The following is a 17,648-nucleotide window of genomic DNA, read 5'->3' on the forward strand; positions in this document are numbered from 1 at the left end:
TCGGCGCACGGCCGTCCCAGCAGGTTCCCCGTAAGGCCCCCGTGATCAGGTCCACGCTACCGCCTTGAACGTCCGCGCGCTTTCCACCGTCCGGCTTCGTCCACCCGCGCTGCCTGGGAAGAGACACGGCACTCAGCGGCGTTGCTGAGACGGCCCTTCCGGCCGCCGGTGCGTGTCGCGGCGCGTGTCGTATGAGTGGTCCGATTCGTCGGCGGCGTCCGAAGGCCCTGCTTGTCATCGCTGCTCGCAGCCTGACGCTAATGGCGGTGAAGCGCCGGCTCTGCTCGGAATCTGCCCTGGCCGGGTGAGTCGGGATCCAGTGGGAAGGAGGACCCGCAACAATTTCCCGAGCGCTGTGAAGGTGCTGCCGCACTTTCTGACCATTTCTTTCTCTTGCTTTGGGTTTTTTCCCAGTCTGTCGTGTGAGACTCAGCTCACACTGCCGTGTGGGCGGTGTTGACGGGAATCGAGTGAGGGAGTGCAGCTGTGAGTACAGGAGAGGTGACAGCCCCGCCCTTCACGGGACGGATGTTGAGTAAAGTCCCCGAGATCACGGTCTGGTTCTGGGTTATCAAGATTCTTTGTACCACCGTGGGGGAGAGCTTCGCTGATTTCATCAACGTGGCCCTCGGCGTCGGGCTGGTCCCGACCGCGATCATCTTCACTGTGGTTTTGGCGGTCGTGCTTGCTGCGCAGATACGTCTGCGGCGTTACGTCCCCGCCGTGTACTGGCTCACCGTCGTCGTGATGAGTATCTCTGGAACCCTTTACACTGACCTGCTCACGGATCAGGCCGGCGTGCCGCTGTGGCTGAGCGCCGTGGTGTTTTCTGCCGTGCTCGCCGTTGTCTTCGGCATCTGGTATGCCAAGGAACGGACCCTTTCCATCCACAGCATCGTCTCCCTGCCACGGGAGGCCTTCTACTGGCTCGCTGTTCTTGTGACTTTCGCTTTGGGCACGGCCCTCGGGGATTGGACTCTCGAACTCACCGGCTGGGGCCCTGGCAGCTCGATCCTGCTGCCCCTGGCACTCATCGGTATCGTGACCGCCCTTTGGCGCTTTGGTGCCGACCCCGTCCTCGCGTTCTGGATCGCGTACATCCTCACCCGTCCCCTCGGAGCGAACACCGGAGACTGGCTCGGGCTGGCCCCGGACGAGGGCGGACTGGGCCTTGGCACCCTGACGACGAGCATCGTCTTCCTCGTCGCTATCCTCGTCACCGTGGTGTATCTATCGATCAGTAAAGCCGACATCGCCCAAAGCACTCAAGGCGCGTCGGGACCGACGCCCCCGGCCGCGGCCCCGGCACGGCGGCGTGCCGCACTGGGGATCCTCGCCGTCGTTGCTGCGGCCACGATTGCGCTCCTCGTATTTACGAACAGCCTGCCGCACGCCAGTGTGGCAGCCGAAAAGGGGTCGGCACCAAGTTGTGGTCCCGGTTCCGCCGCACTAACCCAGGCAGAGGCACAAACAGCGGCGCAGGCGCACTTCCCGGCCACGGACATCGAAGAGTTCCGCACCATCGCCTCCGATACTCTGGCCCTGGTTCAAAAGGGCGACAAGTCCGCAGCCTCGAGCCGGGTAACGGACCTTGAGACAGCCTGGGACCAGAAGCAGGACGCGCTGAACGCCGCCGACTGCGCCGCGTGGAACTACATCGACAAGCAAATCGACCCGGTCCTGTCCGCGGTCCGCTCACACGCCCCGAACCCGGCCACAGAGCAGAAAACATTGAACAATCTACTCAGAACACTCGGGGGCGCTTAGGGCATGTTTTCTATATCCTGACGTCGGCGTCCTGGGCGCTTGATGGGTGTCTCGTACTTCTGTTTTAAGTGTGGGCAGTGGGCCCGCATGCACTCGTTGCTGCCGTTCTTTTCCGGCCGGCGGGGTCGCCCTTTTCGGGGCAACCGCCGGGTGTTGGAGGGCATTCATCGCTAGAATCGGTAACCGGGGCATCCAGGACGCCGGGGAGCTCGCGGCAGCGGTCCAGGACCTCGACGCGTTGAGTCGGCCCCAGGCAACTCCCGGATGGTTTCAATGATGGAGGCGCGCGTCAGGACCTGGCTATCGGCTGCGGCTACCCCCGTCTGGCTTGGTATGGGGCCAAACCACGCCAGCAGCCGTATTCTGCCGATGATGGCTGTCGCGTAGCGGTTCCAGGGGCCCGTGAAATAGAGGATGGCGCAGGAGGTCGTGGCAATGGATGCAAGCACATCGGCGGGGTAGTGAACGCCAAGGTAGAGCCGCGATAAGGCCACAACGAAGACGATGACTATTCCGAATCCCAGGACGGGCCGTGGCCAGGGTGTTCTCCGCGCGAGGTAGTACAGGGCGAAGGCCAGTGCGGTAGCCAAACAGACTTGACCGCTGGGAAAGCTGTGGGTAGCTGGCGCCGTGATGAGCGGATCCGCCAAAGGGCTTTGGTCGGGACGTGGCCGGGCCACCAATGCCTTGACCAGATGGCAGGACAGCCAGCCAACAGCAGTCACAGCGCCGAACGCGATGGCGTTTACGGGCGAGCGGCGAATGACCAGCAGAAACAGGCAGAATCGCGCCGTTGCGGTCCCCGAACGCGGTGTCTCCCCTCGCAGCCGATGCTGAGCAGGTGGGGCAACGGTGAAATGTAGGTCAGCAGCGCCGGGGGAGAGGTCAGCCTGGTTAAGTAGTAGGGCACGAGGCCACTTGATCGGGCGAGCCCGAATGGTGCATCCATGACACCACCGCCCTGAGGATCAGTTCAAGCAGGAATTCCATGGAGGTCCAGCGCTATTCCTCATGTAGGTAGTTCGGTGCCTGAGGGGCCGGGCCGCAGGGGGTTTATTTAGTAGCCGAAGGCGCTCCGCATGGATGGTGCGGTGGCCGCGTTGCCCAGGTGATTGGTGATGCCCAGGACGTCCTCCGTGTCACGGAGCATCGAGTAATGGTTGAAGGCCGTATTGGACTGAGTCCCAGCCGGGATCGTCGGGGCGATCACCGCCGTAGCCACGGCTTGGGTGGACGGGATGGTGGCGAAGTCCTCCGGCTCATCCCAGGTCACGTAGACCAGTACAGTCCCTGCCTTGTAGGCCGTGCTGTTGGTGATCTTTGGAATCCAGCGCTGCAGGAACAGGTCGCCGGGACCGGGGTCGACCTCGCCGCCGCAGGAGGAGCATCCGCCGTCATCGGTTGGACCGAGGGTCGCAAAGGCGGGCAGGGTATCGGTTTCCAGGGCTGTTGCAAGGGGTGAATTGGTCACGTCCGTGGTGTCTGTGACCAAGTTCGGGCTTCCGACCGGAACGTCCCAGTTGGGACAGTCCTCGGCGATATTGGAGTAGTAATTCGCCGCTTCATGGTGCGCTGTGTAGATTTTGTTGGCGCTGTCGTTGTGGTCGCAGTTGGAGGGCATTCCAAAGGCGTAGTTCCGCCATTGCCGCCCGGACTGCTTGACCTGGTTGTAGATGTTGTCTGCACCCAGCATGCCCGATGAGTCCCCGGTGATGCCTTGGGTCGAGCCGGAGGTCATCGCGATGTAATTGGGCAGGGACGGGTGCAGTTCGGTCGTGAAGTTCGTGGCGAGTCCGCAATTCTTCACCACGGTGCCGTTGAAATACGGCATCTTTTGCTGGGCGTGCTGCAGGGTCAGGTTCTCAAAGGTGATCCAGATTACATGCTGGTACTGTGTCGGCGCCGGTCCGGGTGCCCCGCACATTCCGTTGGCGGTCTGCGGTGTCAGGATGGGTCTGGTTGTTGGCGTGGGCGTAGGGGTACCTGTCCCTTGACCGTTCTGTGTCTGTGCAGTAGGGGCCGGGGCTGTGGGCTGCACCGGTGTCGCTTGGGGTTGACAGGCCGAAACCGTAACCAGAGCCAGCAGCAGCCAAACGGTAGGGGCCCGTCCGTGGGAGCTTCGTATGCCGGCCCCGGGCCTGCCTTGTAAGGAAATCCTCACGCTAATGTGTTCCTTTCACCTCGGAGGAGGGCATCGGAACAAAGAGTGTTCCGATGCCCGAGAAAGGTCAGGGCTGCGTCTTGAGACCATCGACGCAACCGGCCGCGGCCGCTCTTCCTAGGCTGTGGATTGGTAGACGTCCTTGCCGAAGGCATCAACTCCCGGCTCACCCGCGCCGGCCAGGCGGGGGAGGGAGAAGAAGCCTTCAATGCTGGCGAGCAGACTGTAGTGGTTGTAGGGGTGATCCGAGGTGCCCCCAGCCAGGGTGAACGGTGAAATGACCAGCGCTCCGACTTGGCCTCCTGAGGTTCCGCCTGTGACGCCTGTTGAGGGCCCGACGGTGCCCCCGTCCGTTTCGTCGAAGGTGATGACGAGCATTCCGTCCCGTTGGAATGCAGGGGAGGCCAGGATTCCGGGGATGTTTTCGCGCAGCCAGGTGTCGGCTGCTGGCAAGCCGCCGGGGGTGCCGTCGGCGCAGGGGTTGTCGTGTCCGTCGTGGCAAAGATTAGGGGAGATGTAGGAAAGGTTGGGGGTGTTTCCGGCGGACTTCAGGTCTTGCTGGAGGGCAGAGAGGTTGACGACGTTGCTCTGGCAGGCAGGCGTTGAGGTCACTGATTGGAAGTAGACGAACGGGTCATGGCGGGTCGCGTATTGGTCCCTGGCGGTGGCTTTTGTGTTTTCGTCCGCGCCGTCCAGGGCCGGGTGCTGGCATGGGGTGACATGTCTTCCATGTACGCTTTCCAGGTTTTGCCTGCGTCCGTGAGTTGGCTGGCGATGGTTTGAACGTTGCCCGGGTAGACGCAGCCGGTGCCCAGCAACTTCCCCTGTGAGTCTGTTTTGGATGACCTGAACCGGGTGTAGGTCGGGCAGTCTTCTTCAGTGCTGCTGTTGGGTGGCTGGCCTGAGATTTGGGCCAGATAGTTCGGCAGCGAGTTGTGCGCGATGCCGTAGTAGTTGCTCAGCAGGACGCCCTGCTGCCTGAGTGTTGTGGACAGGTAGGGTGCACGGGACTTGCTGCCCCACACCTCGTCGTACCCCTTGTTCTCCAGGTTGATCACGAAGACGTGTCCTGGCGTGCCGGCCTGTGCTATCGGGGCCGGTGCAGACGGGGCGCACCCGGCAGCGACGGCCGTCAGCAGGGCCAGCACAATGAATACTGCCGGCAGCTGCCACCGGGGCAGCCTCCACGAGCCTTGTGGTGCCCGCAACAGTCGTGTCGTGTCCATGTGGCGCTCCTGATGGCTGGGGTACAGGACTTGCCGATTCCGGTACTATCGCACAGCCATCCCGGTAACGACCCGGGTAACGTCTGGGAGTTCACCACGAATCCCGCGCCGTTCGGGGACCTGCGCCGTTGTTGCCGCCGCAGTGGCGGTTTCATGCCTAGCCGGCACGGACGGTGGTGCGCCGGTTAATGGTCTTGTCCTGGGAGAGGCCCACGCCGAGCAGGAGGGCGCTGATGCCTGACCCTCGCTTCCCGGACCGGGGATCCGGCCAGCCGGAGGGCTTGTTCGTGCAGCCGGGCGGCGTCACGCCACCGGTAGCGTCGCTGCAGGATGCCGGCCAGAACGAGAAGCAGCTCCGACGGCTCTGCCGAGCTCTCCAGCAAGGCGAATCCTTCCTCCAGTGCCTGTTCCTCCTGACCGAGCAGCGTCAACAGCCACAGTTTCTCAGGATCCGGGCACACAGGGATTCTCGCCCGTGCAGCTGCGGCATCAACGATGTAGTCACGCAGGGGTCGCGGGGTCAGTCCGCCATAACTGTTGAGCGCTGTCCATCCCCACCGTCCTGATCACGGGCCGACGGCCTTGGTAACAGAAGAGTAGTCGCTGACCCCGCGGCGCGGGCCGGGTTTAGTGCACAGGAAGGACTCTGGACGCCCCCACCGCGCCCGCCTGGAAGGGCAACCAGTAGCTGGTGGCAAGGAAAGCCTGCCGGTGGGGGACCAACATCACGGGATCACAGCGGAGCCCAAGCGCAGGGCGGCCATACCTGATACGGCCCGCGGCATGGGCCGAGCGGGTTGGGGACTGTGACCCACGGCTTGGATACCCGGATGGGCCGTCCCGGGGCCGGTTCCCGCCCCCGGTGGGTTTTCGGATTAACCTGTGGTGCCGGCTAGAGGCCTGGAGTCTCGTATGACCCGCTGGTGTCGTTTTCAGAAGCTGACTGCACAACGAACCGCTGAATTCCGGGGTTTGTGCAGTCGGGTTGTGATCAGTCATTGCCCGCTACTCCTGTGCACAAGGGCACGCTTGCCTGCACACCTGTTCACAAATCACGACATCGATTCGTCCGGAACGTGGCCAATGCACGATGGCTGGACTGCAACCGTGACCCGGCCTCGTGAAGGATCCCTCAGCGTTCAATACAACCTTTGGCGTCGGTGAGGGTTCTCCTATCGGGGGAGATTGGCGCCGTGTCAGACTATGGCCATGCGCATTGAGGATTGGTGGCCGAGGCTGGATTCGTCAACACAACAATGGTTGATCAACAACAACGGTGACGTCGTGCCACCGAACATTCTGGATCAGATCACTGCTGTGGCAGGCGTACCCACAGCAGATGCCTCGTGGGTTGGGGACAATGTTGCGGAGGGTTTTTTCCTCTCGGATGATGCAATTGACTGGATCGAGGAAACGGCAAACGATGAGGTTGCTGAGGACGAGTAGTTAATCCGTGTCCGGTTAATCGGTCTCGGGACTGCTTACCAGGGCGATATGAAGGGCACGGACCCCAAGCGCACCAATAGTCGATCCGCTAGCGGGCGCTCTCATGATGAGGGATGCGGGGCATAAATTACTTGATGGTGAGTTTTGCAGGGGTGACCGTTCGAAGGTTCAAAGCGGCTAGAAAGGCCACCATTTGGTAATCGCCGGCGGGCAGGTTCTTTAGCTCGGGGTTGTTGCGAAAGGCTGGAAGCGTTGTTTTCTGCCCAGGTTGAAGCGTTGGTAACTGCGGGGTGCTCCCGGTGGCGTACCAGCCGTTTCCGATTTGCTCGCCGTTTTGAGTCAGCACTAGGCCCTGGACATGGGAAGTGTCTTCTTCAGTGGGTGTCCACTCCCGCAATGAATCGTTGACGAGGACAACGTTGATCTCAGTCATAGATCCGATCGACATTGAGTAGGTTGTTTTTGCCCAGTCCAAACGCAGGCCGGCCCGGCGTACCTCTTTAGCGGGAATTGGCCCGCAGCTGGTGAATGGTAACGCAAACTGCCAACCGTTGTCGTCTCGGGACAGCTGAACGAGAACCCACCTGTCGGATTCCGCCTGAGATGGGGCGCCGAGGATCATGGCCTCGTGGGCCCACTTCGGGTGGAAGGTGTGGACAACTCTCCAACCATTCGACGGAAAGTCATCCGGAGCTCTCGGTGGACGCCTGTTCTCCGCCGGCAACCAAGCGGAGACGATTCCGTCCCAAACGGCACCCGGCCCTTCCAATAGCGAGAGCTCTACGTCCCAATATCCGAGCTGAACTGATCTTGGCGCCCCGTCATCATTCCCCATGACTTACATTCTGCCTCGCTACTACGAGGTGCACCGGCCGTAAGCGGATCCTTCCCTGAGACTGATGAGCTAACGGTGGCCGCCTGCGTACCCTCATTGCATGGGTGAGTTCATTCGCTATCAAAGTGCCGTCCCTAACCGTCGCGGGCGATGCCCAGGCGTGTTCGCGATGGCCAACGGTCTTGGAACTGAGGGGCTTCTGAATGAAGCCGATAGGCAATGGCTGCGGATAGGCAACGCCAACGCCTCTGCGAATTATGTGGACCCGACAACCGCGGCAGCGGATTGCTTAGACCTACTAGACCGAAACGACATCCCTTGGACGGCCCTTCGCACCCGTAACCCCGGTCGGATCGTCTACGAGGACGAGGTGCAAGTCGTTGCTGTTCCGTACACCCATGAAACTCATTGGCCATTTCGACCGCGCCGGAAAGGGATCCATTACCGTGCAGCCCATCGGCTTCTAGGAACAGATATTGAGAAAAACCTGTGGCACCCGGATGAGCAAGGAAAGTGACGACGTGGCCATTGTCATCGCGAAATACAGCTTTTGAGCCGGACACAGGTACGTCCTAGTCATATTGAGAAGTTGCGTGGATTCAGCCTTGAACCACGACCTGGCGCCAGGGTTGAGTTCAGAGTTGAGACATCGCGGATTAGAGGCTTCAAAAGGCAATTGTGATGACGACGGCCGCGGCCAGGCGCGGAGGATCAGCCGCGTGTAAATATCCCTTGTTAGCGGGAAGGACTTGCCGGCGCGCTTAGGTGTTTCCGCTGAGGTGGACCGTGACCATCGTGCCAGCACCGGAGTTCGAACTGATGTCCAGCCGTCCGCCTGCTGCGGCGGCTATCCGGGCACAGGTTGCCAGGCCCAGGCCCGTTCCCGGTGGGTCGTCTTCGCGGTGCAGACGGACGAGAGGATGGAGGACCCGTTCGCGGTCGGTCTCGCTGATTCCCTTGCCATTGTCGGTAACCCGCAAGGTTGCCCCCTCCGCGGTTCGCTGACCCGTAATTTGGATGACCGGCGGAACGCCGGGTCGACCGTAGGCGATCGAATTGTGGATCAGGTTCTGCAGCAGCACACGGATCTGCACGGGATCCGCGCTGAAAGCCAGATCCCCGCAGTCCACCGAAGCGCCGCTCGTTTCGATGCTTGCCGCCAAGTCCTGGACCACATCGGCAACGATGGCGGTGAGGGAAAGCTCTGCTGGGCGAATATCACCGCCGATGGTCGCGTAGGCCAGGACGTTTTCGACCATGTCCAGCATCCGCTGGCCCGAGCTTGCCACCACGTTCAAATATGTCGCGATCTGGGAATTGGGTCCGTCAGCAGCTTCCATCTGGCTCAGTTCCACATATCCGAGAATCGAGGTCAAGGGGTTGCGCAGATCGTGACTGATCCGGCCGGCGAAATCGGCCAGCAGGGTATTGCTGCGCTGGGCTTCGGCCAGCGCCCCGGCCAGTTGGCGGGCCCGGTGTTCGAGCTCCAAGGCTTCCACGATTTCCGCCGCCAGGATTTCCAGGCCCTGGCGTTGCCTCTCCGACAACTTGCCGGTTTCCCTTGCCCCTGCGCACAGCGTGCCCAGGACAAAGCCTTCATCGGTGACGAGCGGGATGGACGCGTAGAACCGGATGGCACCGCGGCGCCCGTCAACATACGGGTTGCTGCTGTAGCGCGGGTCGGCGGATGCATCCTCCACGACTGTGGATGTGCCGTTCAAAAAACCGACAGCGCACATCGAATCCTCACGGGTGCATAGGTAAGGTTCCATGCCCGCGGTTGCAACCTGGTACTGAAGTTCTTCGGTAATGATATTGATGGCCGTCACGGGTTGACCGCACACGGTCCGGGCTAATTCCACCAGGTTCTGCAGCCTCTGAGAGGGCATCGGGACAGTTATCTCCAACCCGGAGCCTGGAACGGGGAGTCCCGTCGCGGCCAGGACAGCGTCCCGGACCAGCTCGTCGACGCTCATACTTGTTGTCCCAGACCGGACGATCTAACCGAACCGGCCCCCGCTGCATCCCCAGTCCACCCGTAATTTCCACCCATAAAAACCATCATTGCAGACCCCCTAGATCGATGCGTCGAAATGGCACACCGTGACCGTCGCCGACCCGAACCGCCCTACCACCGGAGACTCCCGCAACCTCCGGGGGGCAGGCCTGAAAAACTCCTGCCTGGCGCCTCAATGCCGCGACTGCCGGCGCCCGAACCCGAGGTGCTCCCAGGTCCGTGTTCAGGGCTACAGGAAACGCCACACAGATGTCGTCAGGTACTGTGGCTACCCATGCGGAGCAGCGACCGCGAGAAGCCCGCCTTCCACGCGTCGGGGACGGCCGTGGTGTGCCTAACGGCTCGGCCCCCGGCAAGGGCTCGCGCCGGACGAGGGCGGGCTGGGCCTGGCCACCTTCACCACGAGCATCATTTTCCTCGCTGCAATCCTTGCGACCGTCGTCTACCTTCCGACCAGTAAAGCCGACGTCATCCAGGGTAAGCGGGGGGCGTACATCTCCGGCAGCCGCCCCTGGACACCGGCGAGCTACCTTGGGGATCCTGGCTGCGGTAACGGCGGCCACCATCGGGCTTCTTGTCTATGCGAACAGCCTTCCCCGCACCAGCGCCGCCGCGGAGAAGGGACCGCCACCCAGTTGCGCTCCCGGCTCTACTGCATTGACCCAGTCAGCGGCACAATCGGCGGTGCAGGCACATTCCCTGTCTCGAACACCGCAGAGTTCCGACTTATCACCGCGGACACCCTCGCACTCATCCAAAAGGACGATCAGACCGCGGCACTAACAAGGGCAACTGGCCTCGAAACCTCTTGGGACGAAAACCAAACACACGCTTAACACTGAGTCCTGAGCCGCATGGAACTACCTCGACAAGCAAATCGACACGGTCCTGAACGCTGTCCGCTCACACAGCCCAAACCAGCAACAGAAAAGAAAGCCTTGACCAACCTCCTCGCCACCCTCGGGGGCGCCTGAGCTCCAAGGGCGTATCATCGCCAACGCTGATGCTGCGATCAAACAAGGAGCATGGCCGGCTGACTGAAACAATCCCGACGCCGGGCAAGGCGCCCAGCAGCAACACGCAACTTCGGCCCTTGCCCCAACCGGAACAACCGGGGCCGGCCGGGTCGAGGCCAGACAGGAGCTTGGCTTCCCAACCGAACGGCCGTGAGGGAAGTTCCCGCCCGCGCGGCACCGCTCTTTCCCTGTGCCGACCAGCGGGGTGCTACTGGGCAAGCAGGGACACTGCATGCGCGATGACAAGTGCCAGCAACACGAAGCCGCCAAAGGCCTCCAGCCCCATCAAGGATTTTGCCCTCGCGGAGAGCGGCATAGTGTCGGTGGGGCTGAAGGCCATGGAATTGGACAGTGAAAAGTAAACGTAGTCGATGAACGAAGCAGTCCAGCCGGTCTTGACCGACGACCTCGCGGCCACCTCCTTCACAGCATCGTGGTCCTCGTCCTGTGGAAAACGGAAGTCCGCCCGGGGAAGCTCGTGGCGCGGAGAATGCCGTCGGGCGACAGGACCACCCCGGTCCAGCTCCCAATAAACCAAGGCGAAGCCAATGACGTTGGTCACCCACACCTGAAGTGCGGCCAGCAGAAGGGTTGGGCCGTTGCTGTTGGATGAGCTCGTGAGCGCGACAACCAACTGAACCAAGGCCGTCTCATTGGCTATCACCAACAGCAGAGCCTGGCCAACCGAAAGGTACCTGGACCAGTGCGTTTCGCGGACAAGGCGACGGGGATTCAGGGCCACGAGTGGGATCAGTAAACCCACACCGATGATGACGACCGCGAAACGAACACCCGGCAGGAACGTCGTCGGCAAAGTCGCATACAGGCCCAACGCAATCAGCAGGCCAATGACTGCCGGCCAGCGGTGCTCCGCACGTGCCTGCCATTCCCTCTCCATCGTCATACTCAGGAGTTTAGGCACCGAACCGGCTTAGTTCCCGCATGCTCCTACCGTTGGCAGTCTTCATCACGGACACCAAACGAAGGAGACCAACAGCCGCGACGACGCATATGTGTGACTTTCGGCGGTAAATGACGGCCTTTTCACGGTGCTATCTGTCGCTTGGTGCCGCCCGGCTGTCGCCGATATCAGCTGTCCTGCAGAAGAAGGACCGGATTAGTGGGATAGGGGTCCCGGCATCCCAGTCAGGAAAACCCAGTAGCTAGTTCACTGACGGGGCTTCCGGTCCCGGGCAGCCCGCAGGCACCACGGAATGTAGAAGATGCAGAACAGCCCCAAGGCCACGATGCAGGCCCCGAGCAGGACGCTGTGAGTGTTTAGGTAGCTTTGCCTGCCGAAGGATTCAGGTTGCCCGTATCCGACCTCACCCGACAGCAAGGGCCCGGCCGCATCCACCAGGATGAGCGCGAAGGTTCCCAGACAAACCACCGGAAAGATGAAAAGGACTGACCAAAGGGTCGATATAAGGTGGTAGCGCCTGCGGCGGGCTTTCCATGCGCCCATGCGCTCCTCGATGGGCTGCTGCCAGTTCGTCGTCACTAAATTTTCATGCCCCCGCTGTAACGGCTTGTGGGCCACCTACCTAGCAACGCTAATTCACTTCTCGTCCAGCGTTGGAATGCCGAGCTGCGCGCAGACCTCTGCGGGTCCCCGCAGCTCACCGATGTTGGGCTAGGAAAGATCAATGCGGGACAGTCCGGCGCGGCCGCCCCGATGAAGATGGTCTTCTTCTTTGCGCCATAGGCCGAACTGCACAATCTTTAAGGGCTGCCGCCGTTCTTGAACTTGCCACGCTCCCAAACGGTGAACTGTGAGTCTTGCAGAGGTTGGTCTGGGACTAACTGGCAGTGTTGATGCCGGTCGTTCTGCCCGGTGCGTGACTCGAAAAACAACTTGCCCCTTTGAGGGTGCGTTTCCCCCGACTTGTCCGCAATGGGTGGAGCGGTCGGCGTCGGCCTGTTCCACGTTGGTGGCTTGATTAGAAGCTTGCCCAGCCTTTGGTGGTTGTGGCTCATCACAGTATTGCCTCGAGGTGACTCTTCCCAGGTCCAATACCGGCCGCTATGCGGCCGTTCTTGCCCGTTCGAAAGGAAGGAGGGTCACAGCGTTGACAATCGTTGCTCAGACCCGACCGTTCGTCATCGGCGTGGACTGCCACGCCCGCACCCACACTTACGCCATCATCGAGGCCAGCAGCAGACGACAAGTCGCGAGCGGGCAGTTCCCGACCACCCTGACAGGGATTTCCCGCGCACTTGCCTGGGCAGGCCGTAGGACAGACGGGGATACGGCGAGCTTATGGGCCATTGAGGGTGTCGGCACTTACGGGGCACGTCTGGCCAGGGCAGTAACCGACGCCGGCTACGATGTCGCCGAAGCTCCACGGATGAACGCCCGAAGCCGCCGCGGTCTCGGTAAATCCGACCCGTTGGACGCCGCCGCCATCGGAACCGCTGTTTTGGGCCCGGAGGAGTCGCAGCTCCGAGCTCCGCGTCGTGACGAAGGTACCCGTGCCGCACTCAGGATCCTAAGCGCAGCTCGGGACCAGTTGACCCGGGACCGGACAATGAATGTCAATGCACTCGTCGCGTTGCTCCGGGCACATGATCTTGGAATTGACGCCCGTAGAGCACTGGTTCCCGCCCAGATCGCGACGATCACCAGATGGCGGGAACGGCAAGAACCGATCGAATTGTCGATTGCGCGCGAGGAAGCAATTCGGCTGGGCCGCCGCGTTCTCGAAGTGACCACCCAACTGGCTGCGAACCAGAATCGCATGACAGAGCTCATCAAGGAAAGCCCCGCGGCTCCGCTGTTGGAGATTGTGGGTGCCGGAGCGGTCACGGTAGCCACTGTCCTGACGGTGTGGTCGCACCCAGGAAGGGTACGCAGCGAAGCTGCCTTCGCGTCACTGGCAGGGGTGAATCCCGTGCCGGCCTCAAGCGGTAACACAGTCCGGCACAGGCATAACCGGGGCGGCGATAGGCGACTCAACCGGGCTCCGCACACCATCGCCATGACCAGGATGACCCACGACCCCGGAACACGGGACTATGTTGCTAAACGCACTCAAGAGGGTCGTAGCTATCGCGAAATCCGAAGATCGCTCAAGCGCTACATCGCCCGGACCCTCTACCGACAGCTCAACACCCTGTACGCCACCGCAGGACCGGCCCCATCAGTGTCGCCGGGGTAGGACGTCATAACGAGAGCTGTCATAAGGGGGTGCACCCGCGCTGAGGGTGGTGCGGATTAACACGTCGATGTGGACGAACCGCTCCAACAGGTCCCACCCGAGTATTGACACTGTGCCTCTCCAATCGGGTTCACGGTAGCACGGACCAGATCACCACGATCAGCCTTGTGCGGGGCGGTTTGGTGCTTGGGAACCGTGGGCCCCGATGGACGGGCGATTACGCCCCTGTGGTGGTTTCCCGTGCGGCGATGCCGTCAAGCCTCAGCGTGTCGGAGGCATCTCGGTGTACGCCGTCGGATCTTAGGTGCTTCGAGCTGATTTTGGGTCCTTTGGTAATCACGTGTACCAGCGCCATCCCGTGGCCCCGGCCTACGCCGTAGTCATCCTTGAGCCAGGCCAGGATGTCACCTGCCTTGGTACCGGGGGCGTCCAGTGCCGCGCTCATGTGCCTTCTCGACCAGTTCTGCCGGCGTCAGGCCGGTCTTTTGTTCGATCGCATCCAGATAAGCCTGAAAGGACATGTGTCCCCCTCACGTGAGTCCTGAACGGTTTGCCTCCGACAGGACTGTAACAGCGGAAGGTCCTGTGCGGGCCGTTTAGGATGGGAAAAACAGCAGGTCAATGGGGGTTTTTTCTGTGGCGGGGGATGAGCAAGGACGGGCAACGACCGGGCGTCGTGGGGTCGTGATGGACAGGCTTAAGTCCTGGGCACTTCCGATTGGTGTGGCGGTGGTGGCTGCCGGTCTGGGCGCTGCCAGCATTGCGGGTGCCTTGGCGGACCGTGACCGCAAGGCCCAGGAATCAGCGGCGAGCCAGAGCGCTGCCGCCACCCCCAATTGCAAGGTTGCGGACCGGAACACCCTGGTGCCGGCGTCGGGCGCGTTGTTTGGGGTGAACCTGAACCTGGACGCCAAGCCGCTGTCCCAGTACGCCGCTGATCTCGGCCATAAACCCGCAGTCAGCGTTTCCTTCGCCGATTTCCCCTACACGGATCAGGAACGGACCCACCTGCAGCAGGCCGCTGCGCAGATCCGCGCCGACGGGCACATGATGCTGCTAACGCTTGAGCCCAAGCAGGGGCTGGCCGGCGTCACTCCCGAGGTGGTTAACGGTCTGGTGAAGGACCTCTCGTCGATCAACAGCCAGGGCGTGCCGGTGATTGTCCGCCTTGCCCATGAGATGAACGGTTCCTGGTACCCCTGGTCGCAACAACCGCTGGAGTACAAGAAGGTGTTCACGCGGGTGGCGGACGCCGTGCACAGGGACGCCCCGGGGTCGGCGATGATGTGGGCGCCCAACTATGCCGGCGGGTACCCGTTTGCCGGCGGCCAGTTCGAGGCCAAGCCGGGCACTGCTGATTTCGCTGCCTTGGACACGGACCACGACGGCGCCCTCACCATGGCGGACGACCCCTACGCCCCGTACTATCCCGGGGACCAAGCGGTGGACTGGGTGGGCATGTCCCTGTACCACTGGGGCGCCAAGTACCCCTGGGGCGAGAACGAGATCCCCGAGGCGGACAAGTTCGCCCAGCAGCTCACCGGAAGCTACAACGGGGCCAACGGCGATGACAGCCTGCTGCCGGACTTCTACGGCACCTACGGCAAGGACCACAACAAGCCGGTGGCCATCCCGGAAACGGCTGCCCTCTACAACCCCGCCGCGGGTGGCGCTGCAGAGGTGGACATTAAACGCGTTTGGTGGGAGCAGGTGTTCGGCCCCCGGACCCATGCCCAGTTCCCCAACTTGAAGATGATCAATTGGTTTGAGTGGGACAAGAACGAGGTTGAGGTCAACGGCAGGATCGACTGGACCGTCACCAACAGTCCTGCCATCCGTGACGCCTTCACTGCTGCGCTGCCGGACTGGCTGCACTACGGGACAGGCGCCAGCTGCCGCCCGGCCGGCACGTAACGCTACCTCGTCCTTCCCCAAGCGCCTTGTGCTTTTTCCGGCTCTGGACGGGGCCCCGATGCTACGTAACCGCTTTGCGCAGGGTTTCGTCAGCAGACTGTGACGGGATTTGGGTCGCTGGACCAGGCGTAGCTGGTTCCGGGCACTTTGTATTGGGCGTCAATGCTGTAGGTCCACTTGTTGCCCGCGCTCGGTGAGGTGTAGCTTCCTCCGGGGTTGAGTGTCACGGGGGTGGCTGCGAGTCCGGTGGAATCCTTGACGACCAGGACGTAGTTGTTGGCTTTGGCGACTGTTCCGTGGCTGGTGACCGTGAGCGTGAGCCGGAACTTCCCGCTGTTGCCGTTCGGGGTGCAGGTGACGGTGACGACGTTTCCCGCGGGGCTGGCCAGCTTGTAGGTGCCCACCGAGGTCGTCCCCGCGCTAAGGGTCCGGGTGAACACGGCGTTGGCAGCGGGGGCGCCGGCCATCAGGCATGCGGCCAGGACACCGGCGAGCAAGAGCTGCCCGCGTCGTCCACGACGCCTGATGAATGCCACACCTGTCCCCTTTCACGTACCCGATTCCGCACCGACAGGGGTCCCTGTTCAGTTTCCCGTATCAACCATCCCGTCCGGACCTCAAGGAAGGGTCAAGGGTCCATCATGTTGTCCGAAAGTCGGTCCTCCACACCGGCCTGCTGCGGGAAAGTGGGTCTGACCTGCAGAAACTTTGACCTTCTCTTGATGGAAGATGAAGTCCTTCCTTGATGGTCCGGCAGCACAGTGGACCCAGGACAGGCCAACCGGGCCTGTAGCAACCGCGGCCGGCCCTACTGGGGGAAGGCCTTCCACTCAGGAGATCATCATGGGTATCACTCTGAAAACCACCACCGGCAAGATCATCGCGTCCGTCGCGCTGGTCGGCACTGCCGCCGGCGTTGCAGGCCTGGGCACCTTTGGCGCCTTCACTTCCACTACGTCAGCCAGCCAGGCTGTCACCGCCGGCACGGTTACCATTGCCCTGCCGGCAGCTGGGGTGGACAACACCCTGAATGTCCCGGTTACCGGAATGCTGCCCGGAGATAAGGTCGAAAAGCTCGTCAAGCTCTCGAATACCGGCAACTCCGATCTGAACAATGTCACCCTCGCTACCGATGCCGGTACCACTGGCTCCCTGCTGACTACTGACGGCACCAACGGACTGCAGCTGGCCATCGAAAATTGCAGCGTCCCGTGGTCCGGAACGGCCGGCGCCTACACTTGCACCGGCACCCAGTCCACCGTCCTCGCCAGCGGCCCCATCATCACCGGCCCCGCGAAGACCCTGGCCAATCTGACGGCACTGACCTCCGCGAAGACCGACAACCTTAAGGTGACTACGGCCCTGCCGGCTACGGCTGACAACACCTTCCAGGGCCTGACCAGCACCGTGGGGTTCACGTTCACCGCCACCCAGCGCACCGCCGTTTCCAAGTAACCCCCTGACCCCGGAACGAGGACCCACCCATGAGCGCCGCCATCAGCAACCCACGCCTTCCCCTCGGGACGGCGAAGGCCGACGACGCAGGTCCTCGTTCCGGCGCGGCAACTGCCCTGAAGCGACTGCGACGGGTCTTGTCCTGGCTCGCGACAGGCCTGCTGCTCCTTGCCGTCGCAGCGTTCCTGGCCTTGGCGGTCGGGCCCCGGGCACTTGGTTACCAGACCTCCACCATGCTGACGGGCTCAATGTCCCCCCTGATCAACCCTGGCGACATTGTTGTCACCCGGCCCGTCCCCGTTGCCGAGATCAAGGTTGGGGACATCATCACCTACCACATCCCGGTCGAGGATCAGCGGGTCGAGACGCACCGGGTGACCGAGATAGCGGCGCAACCTGACGGCACGTGCGTTGTTCAGACCAAGGGTGATGCGAATAACGGCCTGGACCCTTGGAAGGCCACGATCAGCAGTCCCACGGTGGACCGGCACGTCCTGACCGTCCCTTACGTCGGAGAAGCCATCAGGGCCATCCGGCAGCCGGTGGTACTGAACACGCTCATGTACGGCGCCCCCGCCGTCCTGGTCATCAGCATGCTCGCCAGTATCTGGCGCAAGTCACCGGAGACAACAACATCAAGTAACGATGCCTGA

At 62.2% G+C, this 17,648-nt stretch carries 17 protein-coding genes and 1 pseudogene; 7 read left to right on the top strand and 11 right to left on the bottom strand.

Annotated elements, in window-relative coordinates; all coding sequences use genetic code 11:
• Positions 1-486: 486 nt before the first annotated feature.
• Positions 487-1,767: a hypothetical protein gene (locus ACFVTD_RS15055; protein ID WP_387564426.1), complete on the top strand. Its 1,281-nt coding sequence runs from the start codon at positions 487-489 to the stop codon at positions 1,765-1,767.
• A 170-nt stretch (positions 1,768-1,937) separates the two neighbouring features.
• Here the strand turns inward: ACFVTD_RS15055 and ACFVTD_RS15060 are convergent, their stop codons facing one another.
• From ACFVTD_RS15060 to ACFVTD_RS15080, 5 genes are all read right to left on the bottom strand, one after another.
• Complete coding sequence (locus tag ACFVTD_RS15060; RefSeq protein ID WP_387564428.1) at positions 1,938-2,492, bottom strand: phosphatase PAP2 family protein; 555 nt, start codon at positions 2,490-2,492, stop codon at positions 1,938-1,940.
• A gap of 332 nt (positions 2,493-2,824) precedes the next feature.
• Positions 2,825-3,691: an alkaline phosphatase family protein gene (locus ACFVTD_RS15065; RefSeq protein ID WP_387564430.1), complete on the bottom strand. Its 867-nt coding sequence runs from the start codon at positions 3,689-3,691 to the stop codon at positions 2,825-2,827.
• A 354-nt stretch (positions 3,692-4,045) separates the two neighbouring features.
• Positions 4,046-4,540 (bottom strand): alkaline phosphatase family protein, encoded by a 495-nt coding sequence (locus ACFVTD_RS15070; RefSeq protein ID WP_387564432.1) that lies wholly within the window; start codon positions 4,538-4,540, stop codon positions 4,046-4,048.
• Positions 4,537-4,986, bottom strand: coding sequence for an alkaline phosphatase family protein (locus ACFVTD_RS15075; protein ID WP_387564434.1), 450 nt, complete (start codon positions 4,984-4,986; stop codon positions 4,537-4,539). Before ACFVTD_RS15075 ends, ACFVTD_RS15070 begins: the two co-directional genes overlap by 4 nt.
• 325 nt (positions 4,987-5,311) lie before the next feature.
• Positions 5,312-5,461, bottom strand: a complete 150-nt coding sequence (locus ACFVTD_RS15080; RefSeq protein ID WP_387564436.1) for a hypothetical protein — start codon at positions 5,459-5,461, stop codon at positions 5,312-5,314.
• Between the two features lie 902 nt (positions 5,462-6,363).
• Between ACFVTD_RS15080 and ACFVTD_RS15085 the strand changes: the two genes are divergently transcribed.
• Positions 6,364-6,600, top strand: a complete 237-nt coding sequence (locus tag ACFVTD_RS15085; RefSeq protein ID WP_387564438.1) for a hypothetical protein — start codon at positions 6,364-6,366, stop codon at positions 6,598-6,600.
• A gap of 127 nt (positions 6,601-6,727) precedes the next feature.
• On the opposite strand, the gene ACFVTD_RS15090 is transcribed toward ACFVTD_RS15085, so the two are convergent.
• Complete coding sequence (locus ACFVTD_RS15090) at positions 6,728-7,033, bottom strand: hypothetical protein (RefSeq protein WP_387564440.1); 306 nt, start codon at positions 7,031-7,033, stop codon at positions 6,728-6,730.
• A gap of 502 nt (positions 7,034-7,535) precedes the next feature.
• On the opposite strand from ACFVTD_RS15090, the gene ACFVTD_RS15095 reads away from it, so the two are divergent.
• Positions 7,536-7,952, top strand: coding sequence for a hypothetical protein (locus tag ACFVTD_RS15095; RefSeq protein WP_387564442.1), 417 nt, complete (start codon positions 7,536-7,538; stop codon positions 7,950-7,952).
• Between the two features lie 244 nt (positions 7,953-8,196).
• On the opposite strand, the gene ACFVTD_RS15100 is transcribed toward ACFVTD_RS15095, so the two are convergent.
• From ACFVTD_RS15100 to ACFVTD_RS15110, 3 genes are all read right to left on the bottom strand, one after another.
• Positions 8,197-9,411, bottom strand: coding sequence for an ATP-binding protein (locus ACFVTD_RS15100; RefSeq protein WP_387564444.1), 1,215 nt, complete (start codon positions 9,409-9,411; stop codon positions 8,197-8,199).
• Between the two features lie 1,265 nt (positions 9,412-10,676).
• On the bottom strand, positions 10,677-11,372 hold the full coding sequence (locus ACFVTD_RS15105) for a hypothetical protein (RefSeq protein WP_387564446.1): 696 nt from the start codon (positions 11,370-11,372) through the stop codon (positions 10,677-10,679).
• A 264-nt stretch (positions 11,373-11,636) separates the two neighbouring features.
• Positions 11,637-12,008: a hypothetical protein gene (locus ACFVTD_RS15110; RefSeq protein WP_387564448.1), complete on the bottom strand. Its 372-nt coding sequence runs from the start codon at positions 12,006-12,008 to the stop codon at positions 11,637-11,639.
• A 529-nt stretch (positions 12,009-12,537) separates the two neighbouring features.
• Here ACFVTD_RS15110 and ACFVTD_RS15115 point away from each other — a divergent pair.
• Positions 12,538-13,626, top strand: a complete 1,089-nt coding sequence (locus ACFVTD_RS15115; RefSeq protein WP_387564450.1) for an IS110 family transposase — start codon at positions 12,538-12,540, stop codon at positions 13,624-13,626.
• A gap of 217 nt (positions 13,627-13,843) precedes the next feature.
• Here the strand turns inward: ACFVTD_RS15115 and ACFVTD_RS15120 are convergent.
• Positions 13,844-14,147, bottom strand: a pseudogene (locus tag ACFVTD_RS15120) (DUF4287 domain-containing protein).
• Between the two features lie 166 nt (positions 14,148-14,313).
• Here ACFVTD_RS15120 and ACFVTD_RS15125 point away from each other — a divergent pair.
• Positions 14,314-15,540 carry a glycoside hydrolase family 26 protein gene (locus tag ACFVTD_RS15125; protein WP_387564452.1) on the top strand — a complete coding sequence of 409 codons (1,227 nt, stop codon included), beginning with the start codon at positions 14,314-14,316 and terminating at the stop codon, positions 15,538-15,540.
• 89 nt (positions 15,541-15,629) lie between these two features.
• On the opposite strand, the gene ACFVTD_RS15130 is transcribed toward ACFVTD_RS15125, so the two are convergent.
• On the bottom strand, positions 15,630-16,076 hold the full coding sequence (locus ACFVTD_RS15130; protein ID WP_387564453.1) for a hypothetical protein: 447 nt from the start codon (positions 16,074-16,076) through the stop codon (positions 15,630-15,632).
• A 307-nt stretch (positions 16,077-16,383) separates the two neighbouring features.
• Between ACFVTD_RS15130 and ACFVTD_RS15135 the strand changes: the two genes are divergently transcribed.
• Together ACFVTD_RS15135 and ACFVTD_RS15140 are read left to right on the top strand one after the other, a co-directional pair.
• Positions 16,384-16,995: a TasA family protein gene (locus ACFVTD_RS15135; protein ID WP_387564455.1), complete on the top strand. Its 612-nt coding sequence runs from the start codon at positions 16,384-16,386 to the stop codon at positions 16,993-16,995.
• 29 nt (positions 16,996-17,024) lie between these two features.
• Positions 17,025-17,648 (top strand): signal peptidase I, encoded by a 624-nt coding sequence (locus ACFVTD_RS15140; protein ID WP_387564457.1) that lies wholly within the window; start codon positions 17,025-17,027, stop codon positions 17,646-17,648.

The sequence above is a fragment of the Pseudarthrobacter sp. NPDC058119 genome, from assembly GCF_042884655.1.
GTDB lineage: Bacteria > Actinomycetota > Actinomycetes > Actinomycetales > Micrococcaceae > Arthrobacter.